Below are 16,642 nucleotides of genomic sequence, written 5' to 3'. Positions count from 1 at the left end.
TGGTAGATTTATGGAACAAATGGAAAAAATTAGAAAAGAATTAAATGAATTAGTTATTTTAAGTAATGATTTGTGTAGGGGAGAAGTATTAAGGCTAAGTCAGGAATTGGACAAGCTAATTTATTTACATTATAGAAATATGAATAATTGTAGAGAAAATATGAGCTCATCTCTAATTTCTTAGAGGTTGAACAAATTTTTTATATTAGGTTATTAAAAAACTTATCCAGGTGTATCTAAACATGATATTTGTAGAAATGTATTAAAAACGGATGAAAAAGTTAGATAACTTATTTAAGTGAAGAGTAGATGTGCTGTAGTTATTACTTTATATGATATAATAATTTTTGTTCCGTTGGGATATGACAGCAAGGTTGAATTATTTGAAAGTGGATTTATAAGTTAATTTTCAAGTAATGTTGACAAAATAAAAAAGACATGATATACTATAAAAGTTGTCGAAGTGAGACAGCAAAATGATCCTTGAAAATTAAACAGAGGAAGATATAAGTACAACTTATTTAGAATAAACCAGCAATTCTTTTGAGCTGCGAGAGCAGCTAAAAAAGTAATTTCGTAATTTGGTGTATTACATTTAGTAATATACTAAAATCAATAATAACGAGTAGTTCAAGGAAAGCCTTGAGCGAGGAGCGGAGTTTACTTAAGTAAATGAGCACCACAGCGAAAGGTTTGACGCAGAAATGCGAAGTTAGTGTTGATTTTCTATAGAGCCATATAAACTTTTAAATTAAGAGTTTGATCCTGGCTCAGGACGAACGCTGGCGGCGTGCTTAACACATGCAAGTCGAGCGATGAAGCTCCTTCGGGAGTGGATTAGCGGCGGACGGGTGAGTAACACGTGGGTAACCTACCTCAAAGAGGGGGATAGCCTCCCGAAAGGGAGATTAATACCGCATAATAATCAATTTTCACATGGAAACTGATTTAAAGGAGTAATCCGCTTTGAGATGGACCCGCGGCGCATTAGCTAGTTGGTAGGATAACGGCCTACCAAGGCGACGATGCGTAGCCGACCTGAGAGGGTGATCGGCCACATTGGAACTGAGAGACGGTCCAGACTCCTACGGGAGGCAGCAGTGGGGAATATTGCACAATGGGCGAAAGCCTGATGCAGCAACGCCGCGTGAGTGAAGAAGGTTTTCGGATTGTAAAGCTCTGTCTTTGGGGACGATAATGACGGTACCCAAGGAGGAAGCCACGGCTAACTACGTGCCAGCAGCCGCGGTAATACGTAGGTGGCGAGCGTTGTCCGGAATTACTGGGCGTAAAGAGTGCGTAGGCGGATATTTAAGTGAGATGTGAAATACCCGGGCTTAACCCGGGCACTGCATTTCAAACTGGGTATCTGGAGTGCGGGAGAGGAGAATGGAATTCCTAGTGTAGCGGTGAAATGCGTAGAGATTAGGAAGAACACCAGTGGCGAAGGCGATTCTCTGGACCGTAACTGACGCTGAGGCACGAAAGCGTGGGTAGCAAACAGGATTAGATACCCTGGTAGTCCACGCCGTAAACGATGAGTACTAGGTGTAGGAGGTATCGACCCCTTCTGTGCCGCAGTAAACACAATAAGTACTCCGCCTGGGAAGTACGATCGCAAGATTAAAACTCAAAGGAATTGACGGGGGCCCGCACAAGCAGCGGAGCATGTGGTTTAATTCGAAGCAACGCGAAGAACCTTACCTGGACTTGACATACCCTGAATATCTTAGAGATAAGAGAAGCCCTTCGGGGCAGGGATACAGGTGGTGCATGGTTGTCGTCAGCTCGTGTCGTGAGATGTTAGGTTAAGTCCTGCAACGAGCGCAACCCCTGTTGTTAGTTGCTAACATTTAGTTGAGCACTCTAGCAAGACTGCCGCGGTTAACGCGGAGGAAGGTGGGGATGACGTCAAATCATCATGCCCCTTATGTCCAGGGCAACACACGTGCTACAATGGGCAGTACAGAGAGAAGCAAGACCGCAAGGTGGAGCAAACCTCAAAAACTGCCCCCAGTTCGGATTGCAGGCTGAAACTCGCCTGCATGAAGTTGGAGTTGCTAGTAATCGCGAATCAGAATGTCGCGGTGAATACGTTCCCGGGCCTTGTACACACCGCCCGTCACACCATGAGAGCTGGCAACACCCGAAGTCCGTAGTCTAACTTAGGAGGACGCGGCCGAAGGTGGGGTTAGTAATTGGGGTGAAGTCGTAACAAGGTAGCCGTAGGAGAACCTGCGGCTGGATCACCTCCTTTCTAGGGAGTCGAAAGATAGAGTATAATCTATCTTATAAATTGATGGTTTAAGTAAGTTTACAATCTACTCTGTTTAATTTTGAAGGATCATAGATTCTTCTTTCATTTTACAACCAATTAGGAAAGTAAAATGAAAAATTGTCCTTTGAAAATTGCACAGTAAATAAGAAATTAAAAAATTGATAGTAACAAGCAGATCAAGGAAAAACATGAGCGAGGAATAGAGTTTACTTATGTAAATGAGTACCGCAGCGAATGATTTTGACGAAGATATGCGAAGTTAATAGCAATTTTTAAAAGTAAAGCTAAGGTTATAATATAACCTTTGTAGTAGATGTGTTTCATTGTTGAAATACAGTTTATGTATCGTTTTAAACATTTAAGATGATACAAAGAAAATTGATAGTAACGAGCAGATCGAGGAAAGATTTGAACGAGGAGTGGAGTTTACTTATGTAAATGAGCACCGCAGTGAAAAGCTTGACGAAGATATGCGAAGTTAATAGCAATTTTCGATAATGAAAGGTCAAGCTACAAAGGGCGCATGGAGGATGCCTTGGCACCAGGAGCCTAAGAAGGACGCGATAAGCTGCGAAAAGCTCTGGGTAGGCGCAAATAGCCAGAGAACCAGAGATATCCGAATGGGGAAACCCACCTAGCAAACACTAGGTACTGCAAACTGAATACATAGGTTTGTAGAGGCAAACCCGGGGAACTGAAACATCTAAGTACCCGGAGGAAGAGAAAGAAACATCGATTTCCTAAGTAGCGGCGAGCGAAAGGGAAAGAGTCCAAACCAGGAACTTGTTCCTGGGGTTGCGGATAGATTATAAATACTGTGAAGTGCTAATTGAAGAGAGCTGGAAGGCTCTGCCGGAGAAGGTAAAAGCCCTGTAAATGAAAGCAAAGAACAGTCAGATCTAATCCAGAGTACCACGAGACACGAGAAACCTTGTGGGAAACAGGGAGGACCACCTCCCAAGGCTAAATACTACCTGGTGACCGATAGAGAAGGAGTACCGTGAGGGAAAGGTGAAAAGAACCCCGGGAGGGGAGTGAAATAGAACCTGAAACCGTGTGTCCACAAACAGTCGAAGTACGTAAAGTACGACGGCGTGCTTTTTGTAGAACGAGCCAGCGAGTTACGATGTGCAGCAAGGTTAAGTACTTAAGGTACGGAGCCGGAGGGAAACCGAGTCTGAAAAGGGCGCGAAGTTGTATGTTGTAGACCCGAAACCGAGTGACCTATCCATGGCCAGGTTGAAGCGGAAGTAAAATTCCGTGGAGGACCGAACCACGTTGGTGTTGAAAAACCATGGGATGAGCTGTGGATAGCGGAGAAATTCCAATCGAACTCGGAGATAGCTGGTTCTCCTCGAAATAGCTTTAGGGCTAGCGTCGGAAATGAGTAATGGAGGTAGAGCACTGAATGGGGTAGGGGCTGACAACAGTTACTGAACCTTATCAAACTCCGAATGCCATATACTTGAATTCCGGCAGTCAGACTGCGAATGATAAGATCCGTGGTCAAAAGGGAAACAGCCCAGACCACCAGCTAAGGTCCCAAAGTGTAAGTTAAGTGGGAAAGGATGTGTGATTTCTAAGACAACTAGGATGTTGGCTCAGAAGCAGCCACTCATTTAAAGAGTGCGTAATAGCTCACTAGTCAAGAGATCATGCGCCGAAAATGTCCGGGGCTAAAACTTACCACCGAAGCTGTGGACTCGAAAGAGTGGTAGAGGAGCATCCTGTATGAGTAGAAGTCGTACCGGAAGGAACGGTGGATTGTACAGGAGAGAGAATGCTGGCATAAGTAGCGAGAAATAAGTGAGAATCTTATTGGTCGAAAACCTAAGGTTTCCTGGGGAAGGTTCGTCCGCCCAGGGTAAGTCGGGACCTAAGCCGAGGCCGAAAGGCGTAGGTGATGGACAATCGGTTGAAATTCCGATACCGCATAAAAGCGTTTGACAAAAGGGATGACGCAGGAGGATAAGGTGTGCATACAATTGGATGTATGTCTAAGCACCGAGTCAGGTATACCAGGAAAATCCGGTATATCAATGATGAGGTGTTATGGGGAACCTGTAAGGGGAAGTACCTGATTTCACGCTGCCGAGAAAAGTCTCTATGGAGTTTTTATGTGCCCGTACCGCAAACCGACACAGGTAGGTGAGGAGAGAATCCTAAGACCATCGGAAGAATTGTTGTTAAGGAACTAGGCAAATTAACCCCGTAACTTAGGGAGAAGGGGAGCCACGCAAGTGGCCGCAGAGAAAAGGCTCAAGCAACTGTTTATCAAAAACACAGGTTTCTGCTAAAGCGAAAGCTGAAGTATAGGAGCTGACGCCTGCCCGGTGCTGGAAGGTTAAGGGGAAGACTAAGCGTAAGCGAAGGTCAGAACTTAAGCCCCAGTAAACGGCGGCCGTAACTATAACGGTCCTAAGGTAGCGAAATTCCTTGTCGGGTAAGTTCCGACCCGCACGAATGGCGTAATGATTTGAGCACTGTCTCGACAACAAATCCGGCGAAATTGAAGTGCAAGTGAAGATGCTTGCTACCCGCGATTGGACGGAAAGACCCCGTAGAGCTTTACTGCAGTTTAGCACTGAATTTCGGTATTGTCTGTACAGGATAGGTGGGAGACTAGGAAGTAGTGGCGCCAGCCATTACAGAGTCGATGTTGGGATACCACCCTGACAGTACTGGGATTCTAACCGGGCTCCATGAAACTGGAGACGGGACAATGTTAGGCGGGCAGTTTGACTGGGGCGGTCGCCTCCTAAAAAGTAACGGAGGCGTACAAAGGTTCCCTCAGAAGGGTTAGAAATTCTTCGAAGAGTGCAAAGGCAGAAGGGAGCTTGACTGCGACACAAACAAGTGGAGCAGGGACGAAAGTCGGGCTTAGTGATCCGGTGGTACCTCGTGGGAGGGCCATCGCTCAACGGATAAAAGCTACCTCGGGGATAACAGGCTGATCTCCCCCAAGAGTTCACATCGACGGGGAGGTTTGGCACCTCGATGTCGGCTCGTCGCATCCTGGGGCTGAAGTAGGTCCCAAGGGTTGGGCTGTTCGCCCATTAAAGCGGCACGCGAGCTGGGTTCAGAACGTCGTGAGACAGTTCGGTCCCTATCCGTCGCGGGCGCAGGAAATTTGAGAGGAGCTGTCCTTAGTACGAGAGGACCGGGATGGACCGACCGCTGGTGAACCAGTTGTTCCGCCAGGAGCATAGCTGGGTAGCCAAGTTGGGAAGGGATAAACGCTGAAAGCATCTAAGTGTGAAGCCCACCTCAAGATAAGATTTCCCATAGCGTAAGCTAGTAAGACCCCTCGAAGAACACGAGGAGATAGGTCAGAGGTGTAAGCAGGGCAACCTGTTAAGCTGACTGATACTAATAGGTCGAGGGCTTGACCAAATGAAAAGCGAAAGAAAAAAGTTTACTGTGCAATTTTGAGAGGACAGAACAATTTGAACTCTTAAAAGATAATATATAAGAAAGCTGATAGCAATTTTTGATAATTTAATGAGACTCAATCAGCTAAAGCTGATGAGTACCGATTTATACCAAAATCAAAGATTTTGACAAATCGGTATCTGGTGGTAATGACGTGAAGGTAACACCCCTTTCCATACCGAACAGGAAGGTTAAGCTTCAGAGTGCCGATGGTACTGCAGGGGAGGCCCTGTGGGAGAATAGGTCGCTGCCAGGTAAGTAAAATACCCATTGTGTAGAATATTCTATGCAATGGGTATTTAAGTATATGTCGAAAAGTAAAAATTAAAAAAGAAATGAAAGTAACTCAAGCTACTTTCATTTCTTTTTAACCACAAATATATTATTTTTGTTTAACAATTCTTTCAATCCTATCTTTAGTTTCTTTAGGAAGCTTTATATCATAGTATCTTACAGAAGTGTTGAAATCCATATCAAGTGCTATACTTGCCGCAGTTTTTGTAGACAATATATTGTTGCTGCCAGGCATTTCACGTACAGCCATAATTTTGTTTATCCTTTTTTGAAGTAATAGTAATTTATCAAAATCTTTATTCATAAAGGTTTTATAAGTCTCGACCATTAATTTTGCTTGAGTATTAGTTTGAGTTCCTACAATACCATTTCCACCTATTATAAGGTTTGGTATAAGGTATTCATCGATTCCAGAGAAAACAGCAAAGTTTTTATGGATACTTTTAACCTTTTCTACAAAATTTCTTACATTAGCTAGGGATGGAGTAGTATCTTTTACGCCGCCATTTGCTATGTTTTCATATTTATTAGCTAATTTTAAGACTAAATCTGGAGATAAATTTACCTTTGTATTTTGAGGAATATTGTATAATATCATAGGCAAATTTGTATTCTCTGCTATAATGGAGAAATACTCAAAAACATGATTGTCATCTAACTTAAAGTAAAATGGAGGTAAAACCAATATTGCATCTGCATTATTCTCCTCTGCAAATTTACCCAGTTCAATAACCTCTTTTAAATTGGTACTACCTGTGCCAACTATTAATTTAACTCTTCCATTTATAACTTCTGATGCAAATTTTATGTACTGTTTTTTTTCTTCAAAAGTTAAATTAAAAAATTCACCTGTAGTTCCTAGTATGCATATTCCATATATTCCATCAGAAATTAATTTTTCAATCATAGCTTTATTTGATTTATTGTCAAACTGACCGTTTTCATCAAAAATAGTTATCATTGGTGTAAAAACACCTTTTAGCATAATACAATTCCTCCCAAGTTTTAGTATAATACTCCCATTAAATTAGAAATATTAACCTTTTTATATTATAATTATAATAAGATTAATTTTAAATGAATAACCTTACAACATAATTATCGTATTTATCGGAGTATATAGCAATGTTCAATTGCACAAATATTAATCGTTATCAGTTAAACATTTTCATTTATGTGCACATTGTAGCAGAATAAGATTTGCTCTTATTATATAGTCAGGGGGAAGATCAAATGGATATTAGCGCCAAATTGGCTGAAGAAATAGCGGATAGAACTATGAAAGCTGTGAATAAAAATATTAATATAATGAATAAACAGGGTATTATAATAGCATCAGGTAATAAAGATAGAATTGGAAGCGTTCATGAGGGTGCAGTTCTTGCAATTGGAAGAAAATCTGAATTCAGTATTGATGAAAACCAATGTAGAAAATTGAATGGAGTAGAACAGGGTACAAATATAGTTATTGAATTTGAACATGAAATTGTAGGAGTAATAGGTATTACTGGAAAAAGAGATGAGGTTATAGGCTACGGTAAGCTTATCAAAATGACTGCAGAAATGATAATAGAACAAGCTTATGTTATGAAGGAACTTGAATGGAGTAATAGAGTTAAAGAGGATATGATACTTTCACTTATTAAAAATGATCAGGGATCATTTCGTTTGCTTGAAAAGTATACTAAAAAATTTAAAATAGCTTCTAATTATCCGATGACTATTTTTATTATACAGGTTAATTTTAAACAGATTTCAAATAGAAAAGATTTGGATATACTGAAAAACATAGTGTCAATTTTGGAGGGTAATCTTAAAGAATCATTAGTAGCAGTTATTGATTCGAAAACTATTGTTTTATTATATAAGTGTCCAAATATAAAATATAAAGCTATAACTTGTAAGGATAGAATAGAAGGGATTTATGAGAAAATACAAGATCAAACTAATACTGATGTAAAAATATCTGTTGGAAAGGTATATACTAAACTAAGTGATATGCATAAATCCTATGAAATAGCCAGAGAAACACTTTTATTTGGAGAAAAAAGCCATCCTGATAATAACGTATACATTTTTGATGTATTGAAGTATGAGATGCTATTTTTTCAGGATAATGCACAATGGAAAATCAATGAATTAAAGGATTCTTATGGACTAATTGAACTAAATGATAAGAATGGTGAATTAAGAGAAACACTAAAAGTTTTTATAGAAGAAAATGGAGAGTTAAATAAAGTATCAAATAAATTATTCATACATAGAAATACCCTTAATTATCGTCTTAACAAAATATATAAGATTACTAATATGAATCCTAAAAATTATATTGATTTATTTTGGCTGTACTGCTCTATTATTAATTTTGAAACTAATAAAAATTAGTGGTTATAATTATATAAAGAAGGGGATTGATATTTTGAGTTTAATAAGTGATGAAGAGATAGAACAAATTAGAAACATAAATCAAAAAAGACTGGTAAAATTACCAGACGGAACTTTAGTACCGGCATTAGGACAAGGCACATGGTATCTGGGTGAAAATTCACAAACGAGAAAAAGTGAAATAGAAACTCTTAGAATGGGAATAAGACTTGGAATGACACTTATAGATACAGCAGAAATGTATGGAGATGGTGGTTCTGAAGTTTTAGTAGGACAGGCAATAAAGAACATTAGAGACAAGCTGTTTATTGTATCTAAAGTGTATCCGCACAATTCAGGATTTTCAAATATAGTTACTGCTTGTGAAAATAGTTTAAGAAGATTGAATACGGATCATTTAGATTTATATCTCTTGCATTGGAGAGGAAGTGTGCCTTTTGAAGAAACTATAAAAGGCATGGAAAAATTAAAAAAGCAGGGAAAGATATTGAGATGGGGAGTATCGAATCTAGACACAGAAGATATGAAAGAATTTTTTAGTTGTAAAGATGGAGAAAATTGTATGGTTAATCAGGTATTATATCACCTGGGATCAAGGGGAATTGAATTTGATTTACTGCCATGGCAGAGAAAGCATAACATGCCAATTATGGCGTATTGTCCAATTGCCAAAGGTGGTAAACTGAGAAGGCAGTTATTAGATAATCCTATATTAATAGATATGGCGAAAAAATATAATGCAAAGCCATTACAGATACTTTTAGCCTGGAGCATAAGGGCAAAGGATGTTATTGCAATTCCTAAAGCTTCTAGTGAGGAACATGTAATAGAAAATGCGAGAGCTGGGTTAATTGTTTTATCTAAAGAAGATTTAATTGAACTTGACAGGATATTTCCAAAGCCTACTAGAAAAGTGACTTTGGATGTACTTTAGGCATTTTCAAAGAAATAACAAGTCAGTATGCTAGCCTATTTTTTATCATACTGCGTCGGTAGAACTCTTAGATAGGATTCACTATCTGCGGAACCTATCTCCTTGTCTGATAAAAAATATACGTCGCATCTTTGACTTTTTATTTTCTTTCAAATGCCTTAAAAATTTTTATTTGGATTAATCTTTGAAATACATCTTCGTTTTGGGTATAATTAATGGAATAAAACTTTATTCAGATATGTAAATATTTATCATAACGGAGGGAGTATTATGAAAATAAATCAATTACCCAAGTATTTCAAAGAAGTTGACGGTGAACTGTGGTTTGAGGAGTTTGAAGTTGAGAAAAAAAATTTAAAAATCACTTATAAAGTTAAGAAGGTACTTTCTTATTTGAAATCCCCCTATCAAGAGATAGCTTTGATTGACACTGCGGCATTTGGCCCATGTCTTGCACTAGATGGAATAATGCAGTCCACTTCTGCAGACGGGTTTATATACAATGAAATGATAACCCATATTCCAGTGCTTACACATAAAAAACCAGAAAAGGTTTTGGTAATTGGTGGAGGAGATTGTGGGGCAGTGCGTGAACTTTCAAAGTATGAAGAGCTTAAAGCAATTGATATGGTTGAGCTGGATGAAATAGTAACAAAGGAATGTATAAAGTTTCTTCCAAAGATAAGTGGAGGAGAAAATTTTGATAAAAGGGTGAATTTCAAATTTGGAGATGGAGTTCAATATGTAAAAAACACAGATATTAAATATGATGTAATAGTAGTTGATTCACCAGATCCAGAGGGACCTGCCAAAGATTTATTTGGAGAAGAATTTTATAAAAATGTGAAAAAAACATTGAATTCTGACGGAGTAATGGTATGTCAAAGTGAATCTCCAATGCTGCATCGTGATATAATTGAAAGTACGAGAAAAATATTAAAGGATAACTTTAAAATTGTAAAAACATATGTAGCTTTTGTTCCTACTTATCCTGGAGGATTGTGGAGCTTTACAATGGCATCAGATGTCTATGATCCTTGCAATATAGATGTAGATAGATTGCCTTTAAATACCCGTTATTTAACAAAACAAATTGTAAAGTCCTGCTTTGACCTTCCAAATTTCATAAGTGATTTAAAATAAAGAATAATAAATTTAGCTAACATTGTTATGTTAGCTAAATTTATTTGGGGAGGATTATATGGTAAATAGTTTAAATGTAAAGGCAGTTAAATCTGATTCTCCAGTTAAATTAAAACCTTTACTAATATCAATTTTAATTGGAGTACTAATTTGTTTTATACCTAAACCCAATATGGTACCTAGAAATGGATGGTACCTCTTGGCAGTGTTTATTGCTATTATAGTTGCCTGTGCTTTAGGTGCTGTATCACTTGGACTAGCATCCTTTATAGGCATATTTATTTTAACTTCCACACACATTATTACAGTAAAAACAGCATTTTCGTCCTATGCAGAAGGAGTTATTTGGCTAATTGTATGTGCTGATTGCCTTTCTATAGGAATAACTAAAACAGGCCTTGGCAAAAGGATTGCCTATAATCTCATTAAGAAGATAGGTAAGAGAACTATAGGCGCAGGATATTCTTTGGTTATATGTGAAATTATATTGTCTATGTTGATTCCAAGTTCTGCTTCTAGGTCTTGTGGAATAGTATTTCCTATTGCAAAATCTTTATCAAGAGCTTATGGATCAAAAGTTGGAGATGGAACTGAGAAAAAAGCAGGAGAATTTTTAATGCTTACGGCACTACATAGTAATCTTATTTCATCTTCTCTATTTATGACATCTTCGGTTGTAAATTTACTAGCAATTACTATGGCTAGAGATTTGGGAGTAAAAGAGAATATAACTTTTGGTATGTGGTTTTTAATGGCATTACTTCCATCATTGATAGCTTTTATAGTTATACCTATAATCATTTATTTTTTATGTCCTCCAGAAATAAAAAAGATGGACAATGTTAAAGAATTGATGGATAAAAAATTAGAAGAATTAGGACCTATAAGTAAATCAGAGAAACTAATGATTTTTGTATTTACAATAGTAGTTTTCCTTTGGATCATTGGTAATAAGATAAATTTAGATGTTACAACTGTAGGTGTCTTAGGACTCATAATATTAATTTCCACAGGAATTGTGTCTTGGAAAGAATTTACTGGCAAAAAAGAAATATGGAATTTACTCATATGGCTAGGAGCATTTATGATGATGGCAGGTCAATTAAACAAATTGGGAGTTATTAAATGGATAAGTAGTATAGTAAGAGACCACATATATACAAAATCATGGATGCTTACACTAATTATAGTATGTATTATAATGTATTATTTGCATTACTTGTTTGCAAGTAATACGGTACATTTTACTGCCCTATTTTCAGCCTTTTTAACTATATTGTTAAGTGCTGGAGCTCCAACAATAGTATCTATATTTTTACTAGTTAACATATCAGCTTTAAGTTCGGGACTTACTCATTATGGATTAGCACAAGGAGGAGTTTATTTTTCGGAAGGATATGTTGAGCAAAAGAAGTGGTGGTTTGTTGGCTTTTGTGTTTCAATAGTACATCTTTTAATCCTTATTGGAATTGGGATGTTGTGGTGGAAATTTATTGGAATATATTAAGTATTTATTTACAAACCTTTTTAAGTTCTAAGCCTCTATTATGAGAAATCATATATTCTTAAATAAGGCACTATGCAATTACATAAAAACAAGAAGTGATAGCTATGACTATTTATGCAATTGAATATTGATATTACTTTAAAAAAATATGATGATTATATTGGAAGAGAGCAGAGGAGGTATTAGAATGTGTAAGGAGAATGGAATTGGACTTATCAGTAAATACATTCAAACTTCTGGTGGACTTGAAGCTGTTGGAAGAGAAGTTAAACAATTTGGAAAAAGAGCTTTTATTATTGGAGGACAAACTGCACTTGGAGTTTCCTTTGATAAAATAGAACAAAGCCTGAAAAGCGAAGAAATCGATTATAAGGTACATATATTTAGTGGCTATTGCACAATAGCACAGATAAACCGTATTGGAGAAGAGGCAAACGAATTTAATGCTAATGTTATTATAGGTATTGGAGGAGGAAAGGTTTTAGATATAGCTAAAGCTGCAGCCGATATTTTTAGTAAAAAAATTGTTACAGTACCAACTACTGCGGCACAATGTGCAGGTTATTCTAGTTTTAGTGTAATATACTCTGATGATGGAGTGGTACTAGATAATATGCTTCTCAAACATAAAGTAGATTGTGTAATTATAGATACAAATATTATTGCTAAAAAATGTCCTTCTCGTATGCTGGCGGCTGGGATAGGAAACGGAATGGCAATGTATCCAGAAATTCAGTTTAGAATGTCATCTTGTCTCAAGTTAAATAAATCAAGTTCAATGTCTTTAGCTATGCAGATGGTGAAATTTACCTGGAACAAATATATAGAAATGAGCAGAAAGGCTGTAAATGATGTAAACAATAATTGCAATTCACAGGAAGTAGAGGACACAGTTTGTGCTAATATTGTATTAACTGGTATGGCATCGTCCTTGGCTAATAGCGGAAATCAGTTGGCAATTGCACATTATTTTTATAATTGCATAACCAAGTATTTTAAAGAACAACAAGCTAAGTTTTTTTATGGAGAATTAGTTTCTTTGGGAGTATTACTTCAAATGAAAATTAATGGATGTTCAAATGCTGAGATTGAGCAATATAAAAGCTTTTTACGATCCATTAATTTGCCGATTACATTAAGAGATATACAATTAGATGCTACGGAGAAAAATTTGAGGATTATTGGTGAATATATTGCTAGTAAAATAAAATGTGGTGAAGAGGATAAAAAGTTAATTTGGAATAGTATGCAATCTATGTGGTAAGCTTAGAACCATTAACAGGAGATACTAGCATAATTAGCATTTATCCAAGTGAAATACCTTAGTACTATTTGCACTTGTAATAATATCAGGAAAATATTTATGCATATATATATAAAAGTAGCTATGATAACGGTTAAAATTTATTCAGATGAACATTGAAGCAAAAATAAAAAAATATGATAATATAAATGATTTATATTTTATAGAAATACAGAATTTGGAGGAGGCTTAATATGATTAGTAAAGGTACACCTATTGTAACAGATATGAAGGTTATTCCAGTAGCAGGATATGATAGTATGTCATTAACATTAAGTGGAGCTCATGCACCATTTTTTACAAGGAATATAGTTATTATAAAAGATAATTCAGGTAATACAGGGCTTGGTGAAATACATGGAGGAGAGCATATTAGGAAGGCTTTGGAAAATTATAAGCCATTTGTTATAGGCAAACATATAGGTGATTATAAGGGTATAATATATGAATTAAAAAATAAGACTTGGGGTGCGGATCAAAATAATGGGGAAGGTATTCAAGAACTTGATTTAAAAAACTTGTGTTTTGTGGTTCATGCTGAAACTGCTGTTGAATCTGCATTACTGGATTTGTTAGGACAATATATGGATCTTCCAGTAGCATCTTTACTTGGAGATGGTAAACAAAGAGATGCTGTGAGAATGCTTGGTTATTTATTTTACGTAGAAGATAAGAATAAAACGAATTTATCATATATTGATGAAAGTAATAGCAAGGACCCATGGTTTAAAATAAGAAGAAAGAGAATGGTAACTGTAGAAGATATTATCGAAGAGGCTCATGCAGTAAAAGAACGTTATGGAGTAAAAGATTTTAAATTAAAGGGAGGAGTATTTGAAGGAGAAAAGGAGATAGAAACTATAAAAGCTTTAGCTAAAGAATTTCCAGATGCTAACGTCAATATAGATCCTAATGGGGCATGGTCTTTAGAAGAAGCTATAAGGTTATGTAAGGATGCTGGTACAGCTTTATCTTATGCTGAAGATCCTTGTGGTCCAGAAAAAGGTTTTTCAGGAAGAGAGATTATGACTGAGTTTAAGAGAGCTACAGGACTAAGAGTAGCAACAAATATGATAGCAACAGATTGGCGCCAGTTTGGTCACTGCCTTTTATTAGATTCACTCGACATAATTTTAGCAGATCCTCATTTTTGGACAATGAATGGTGCAGTACGTGCAGCACAAATATGTAATGAATGGGGATATACTTGGGGTTCACATTCAAATAATCACTTTGATATATCATTAGCAGTATTCACTCAAGTTGCTGCCGCAGCCCCAGGAGAAATTACATCAATGGATACTCATTGGATTTGGCAAGATGGACAATACTTAACTAAAACTCCATATAAAATATCTAATGGGTTGATAGAACTTCCTAAAAAGCCAGGGCTTGGTTTGGAGGTTGACATAGACAAGGTTATGAAAGCTAATGAATTATACACTAAAATGAGTTGTGGAGATAGAGATGATTCTATATCCATGCAGTATTTAATAAACAATTGGGAATTTGATAGTAAAAAACCGTGTATGGTAAGGTAAATTATAAATATATAGAGAAAGAGTTGCATTAGTATAAAATGAAGCCTTTGTTAAGGATATTTTATATTAATACATCTCTTTTTTTTAATCCTTTATATAGTAAAAATAAAAGAATTAATGCAATATATTATATATATTTTAATTGAATATTCAGAGAAAAATTGAAATTTTCTAAAAATATTTATGCATATAGATGAAAAAATGACTCTGATAATGATTAAAATTTGTGCAGGTGAATATTGAAGGGAATATAGAAAAATATGATAATAAAACTACAAAGTATTTATAAGAATTCTATAGTACTCAATTTTAAGTATTTTAGTATATCATATGATTATCCCAAGGTTGTATTAAAAGTAAAATTAAAAGTAAAGTAAATGTTTGCAATAAAATAATTTATTAGATTAGGAGATAATTTTATCAAAGTATGTTATAAAATTTTAAATAATTTGATAAAACACGATTAAGGAGGAGTTTTACATGTCATTAGTTATAGTTGGTATTGGAGTAATATTGCTTTTGGTATTGATGATACCTTGTAAACTTAATGGATTTATTTCTTTAATATTGGTTTCGTTGGTAGTAGGTGTTCTTGAAGGAATGCCACTAGGAAATGTTACTAAATCTATGTATAAAGGTATTGGAGGCCAGTTAAATAGTTTAATACTTATACTTGCATTTGGAGCAATGCTTGGTAAACTTATGTCAGATTGTGGAGCTGGACAGCGTATTGCCACTACCTTGATTAATAAGTTTGGAATGAAAAGAGTTCAATGGGCTATGCTGGTAACATCAATTATTGTAGGAATCACAATGTTTTTTGAAGCAGCATTCATTCTATTAATACCAATTATTTATAGTATAGTTAAGGAAACAAAGTTACCTTTAATCTATGTTGGATTTCCAGCTGTTGTTGCATTGTCAGTAACACACAGTTTTTTACCACCTCATCCTGGTCCAACTCTTGTGGCTTCTGCATTTAAAGCTAGTGTAGGAGAAACACTTCTTTTAGGACTAATTCTTGCAATTCCAGGGGCTATAATAGCAGGAATTTTATTTTCAAAAACAAATATTGTAAAAAATGCTAAGACGCATATACCAGAAGGTTTAACTACAAGTAAGTTGTTTACAGATGAAGAAATGCCTAGTTTTGGAAAGAGCTTATTTACAGCAATTATACCTGTAATTTTAATAGCTATTTCCGAATTTAGTGGAATGTTTCTTCCTAAAGGATCTTCACTTTTAAAATACATTAAGTTCTTTGGAGATGCACCTATAGCATTGATGATTACAGTAATTATTGCAATGTTTACTTTTGGATTTGGATGCAATAGAAGCTTAGACGATATAACAAAGAGTATGAGTGAGTCTGTAAAAGCTATTGCAATGATTATTCTTATAATTGGTGCAGGAGGAGCGTTTAAACAGGTATTAGTTGATTCTGGAGTAGGAAATACAATTGTTTCTATAACAAAAGGATTGAATTTTTCACCAATAGTATTGGCGTGGTTTATTGCAGCAATTTTGAGGACAGCACTTGGATCAGCTACTGTAGCAGTAACGGCTGCAGCAGGATTAGTAATGCCGCTGGCAGCTTCATCAGGAGTTAATAGTAGTTTAATGGTACTTGCAGTTACTACAGGAAGTATATTTGCATCTCATGTAAACGATCCTGGATTTTGGATGTATAAAGAATACTTTGGACTATCAGTAGCAGATGCAATAAAAACTAGGACAAGTTATACGTGTATTCTTTCTGTTATTGGTTTAATTGGTGTTTTGATCCTAAATATTTTTGTACATTAGTCAATTTAAAAGGTATCTG

The 16,642-nt window shown here is 36.1% G+C and carries 9 protein-coding genes and 3 rRNA genes; 11 read left to right on the top strand and 1 reads right to left on the bottom strand.

Features of this window, described 5'->3' with window-relative positions:
* Nucleotides 1–10: 10 nt before the first annotated feature.
* From DMR38_RS14345 to rrf, 4 genes are all read left to right on the top strand, one after another.
* Entirely contained in the window at nt 11–184 is a 174-nt protein-coding gene (locus DMR38_RS14345) for an aspartyl-phosphate phosphatase Spo0E family protein (protein WP_127721948.1), read from the top strand.
* Nucleotides 185–747: 563 nt separating this feature from the next.
* Nucleotides 748–2,257 (top strand): 16S ribosomal RNA (locus DMR38_RS14340).
* 524 nt (nt 2,258–2,781) lie between these two features.
* Nucleotides 2,782–5,671: ribosomal RNA gene (locus DMR38_RS14335) — 23S ribosomal RNA — on the top strand.
* Between the two features lie 178 nt (nt 5,672–5,849).
* Nucleotides 5,850–5,966, top strand: a 5S ribosomal RNA gene (gene rrf, locus DMR38_RS14330).
* The 16S, 23S and 5S rRNA genes sit together here, the layout of an rRNA operon.
* 126 nt (nt 5,967–6,092) lie before the next feature.
* Here the strand turns inward: rrf and DMR38_RS14325 are convergent.
* Nucleotides 6,093–6,989, bottom strand: coding sequence for a dihydrodipicolinate synthase family protein (locus DMR38_RS14325; RefSeq protein ID WP_127721947.1), 897 nt, complete (start codon nt 6,987–6,989; stop codon nt 6,093–6,095).
* A gap of 248 nt (nt 6,990–7,237) precedes the next feature.
* Between DMR38_RS14325 and DMR38_RS14320 the strand changes: the two genes are divergently transcribed.
* The 7 genes from DMR38_RS14320 to DMR38_RS14290 all read left to right on the top strand — a co-directional run bounded on the left by DMR38_RS14320 (nt 7,238) and on the right by DMR38_RS14290 (nt 16,623).
* Complete coding sequence (locus DMR38_RS14320; protein WP_127721946.1) at nt 7,238–8,389, top strand: sugar diacid recognition domain-containing protein; 1,152 nt, start codon at nt 7,238–7,240, stop codon at nt 8,387–8,389.
* 34 nt (nt 8,390–8,423) lie between these two features.
* On the top strand, nt 8,424–9,323 hold the full coding sequence (locus DMR38_RS14315) for an aldo/keto reductase (RefSeq protein WP_127721945.1): 900 nt from the start codon (nt 8,424–8,426) through the stop codon (nt 9,321–9,323).
* A 270-nt stretch (nt 9,324–9,593) separates the two neighbouring features.
* On the top strand, nt 9,594–10,466 hold the full coding sequence (speE, locus tag DMR38_RS14310; protein WP_127721944.1) for a polyamine aminopropyltransferase: 873 nt from the start codon (nt 9,594–9,596) through the stop codon (nt 10,464–10,466).
* A gap of 58 nt (nt 10,467–10,524) precedes the next feature.
* Nucleotides 10,525–11,973 carry a DASS family sodium-coupled anion symporter gene (locus DMR38_RS14305; RefSeq protein WP_127721943.1) on the top strand — a complete coding sequence of 483 codons (1,449 nt, stop codon included), beginning with the start codon at nt 10,525–10,527 and terminating at the stop codon, nt 11,971–11,973.
* Nucleotides 11,974–12,160: 187 nt separating this feature from the next.
* Entirely contained in the window at nt 12,161–13,237 is a 1,077-nt protein-coding gene (locus DMR38_RS14300; protein ID WP_175413020.1) for an iron-containing alcohol dehydrogenase family protein, read from the top strand.
* Between the two features lie 233 nt (nt 13,238–13,470).
* On the top strand, nt 13,471–14,817 hold the full coding sequence (locus tag DMR38_RS14295; protein WP_127721941.1) for an enolase C-terminal domain-like protein: 1,347 nt from the start codon (nt 13,471–13,473) through the stop codon (nt 14,815–14,817).
* Nucleotides 14,818–15,297: 480 nt separating this feature from the next.
* Entirely contained in the window at nt 15,298–16,623 is a 1,326-nt protein-coding gene (locus tag DMR38_RS14290) for a gluconate:H+ symporter (protein WP_127721940.1), read from the top strand.
* Nucleotides 16,624–16,642: the final 19 nt, after the last annotated feature.

Origin of the sequence: Clostridium sp. AWRP, from assembly GCF_004006395.2 — a bacterium.
GTDB lineage: Bacteria > Bacillota > Clostridia > Clostridiales > Clostridiaceae > Clostridium_B.
The sequence above is the reverse complement of the archived record's forward strand: the minus strand, read 5'-3'. Positions and strand labels throughout refer to the sequence as shown.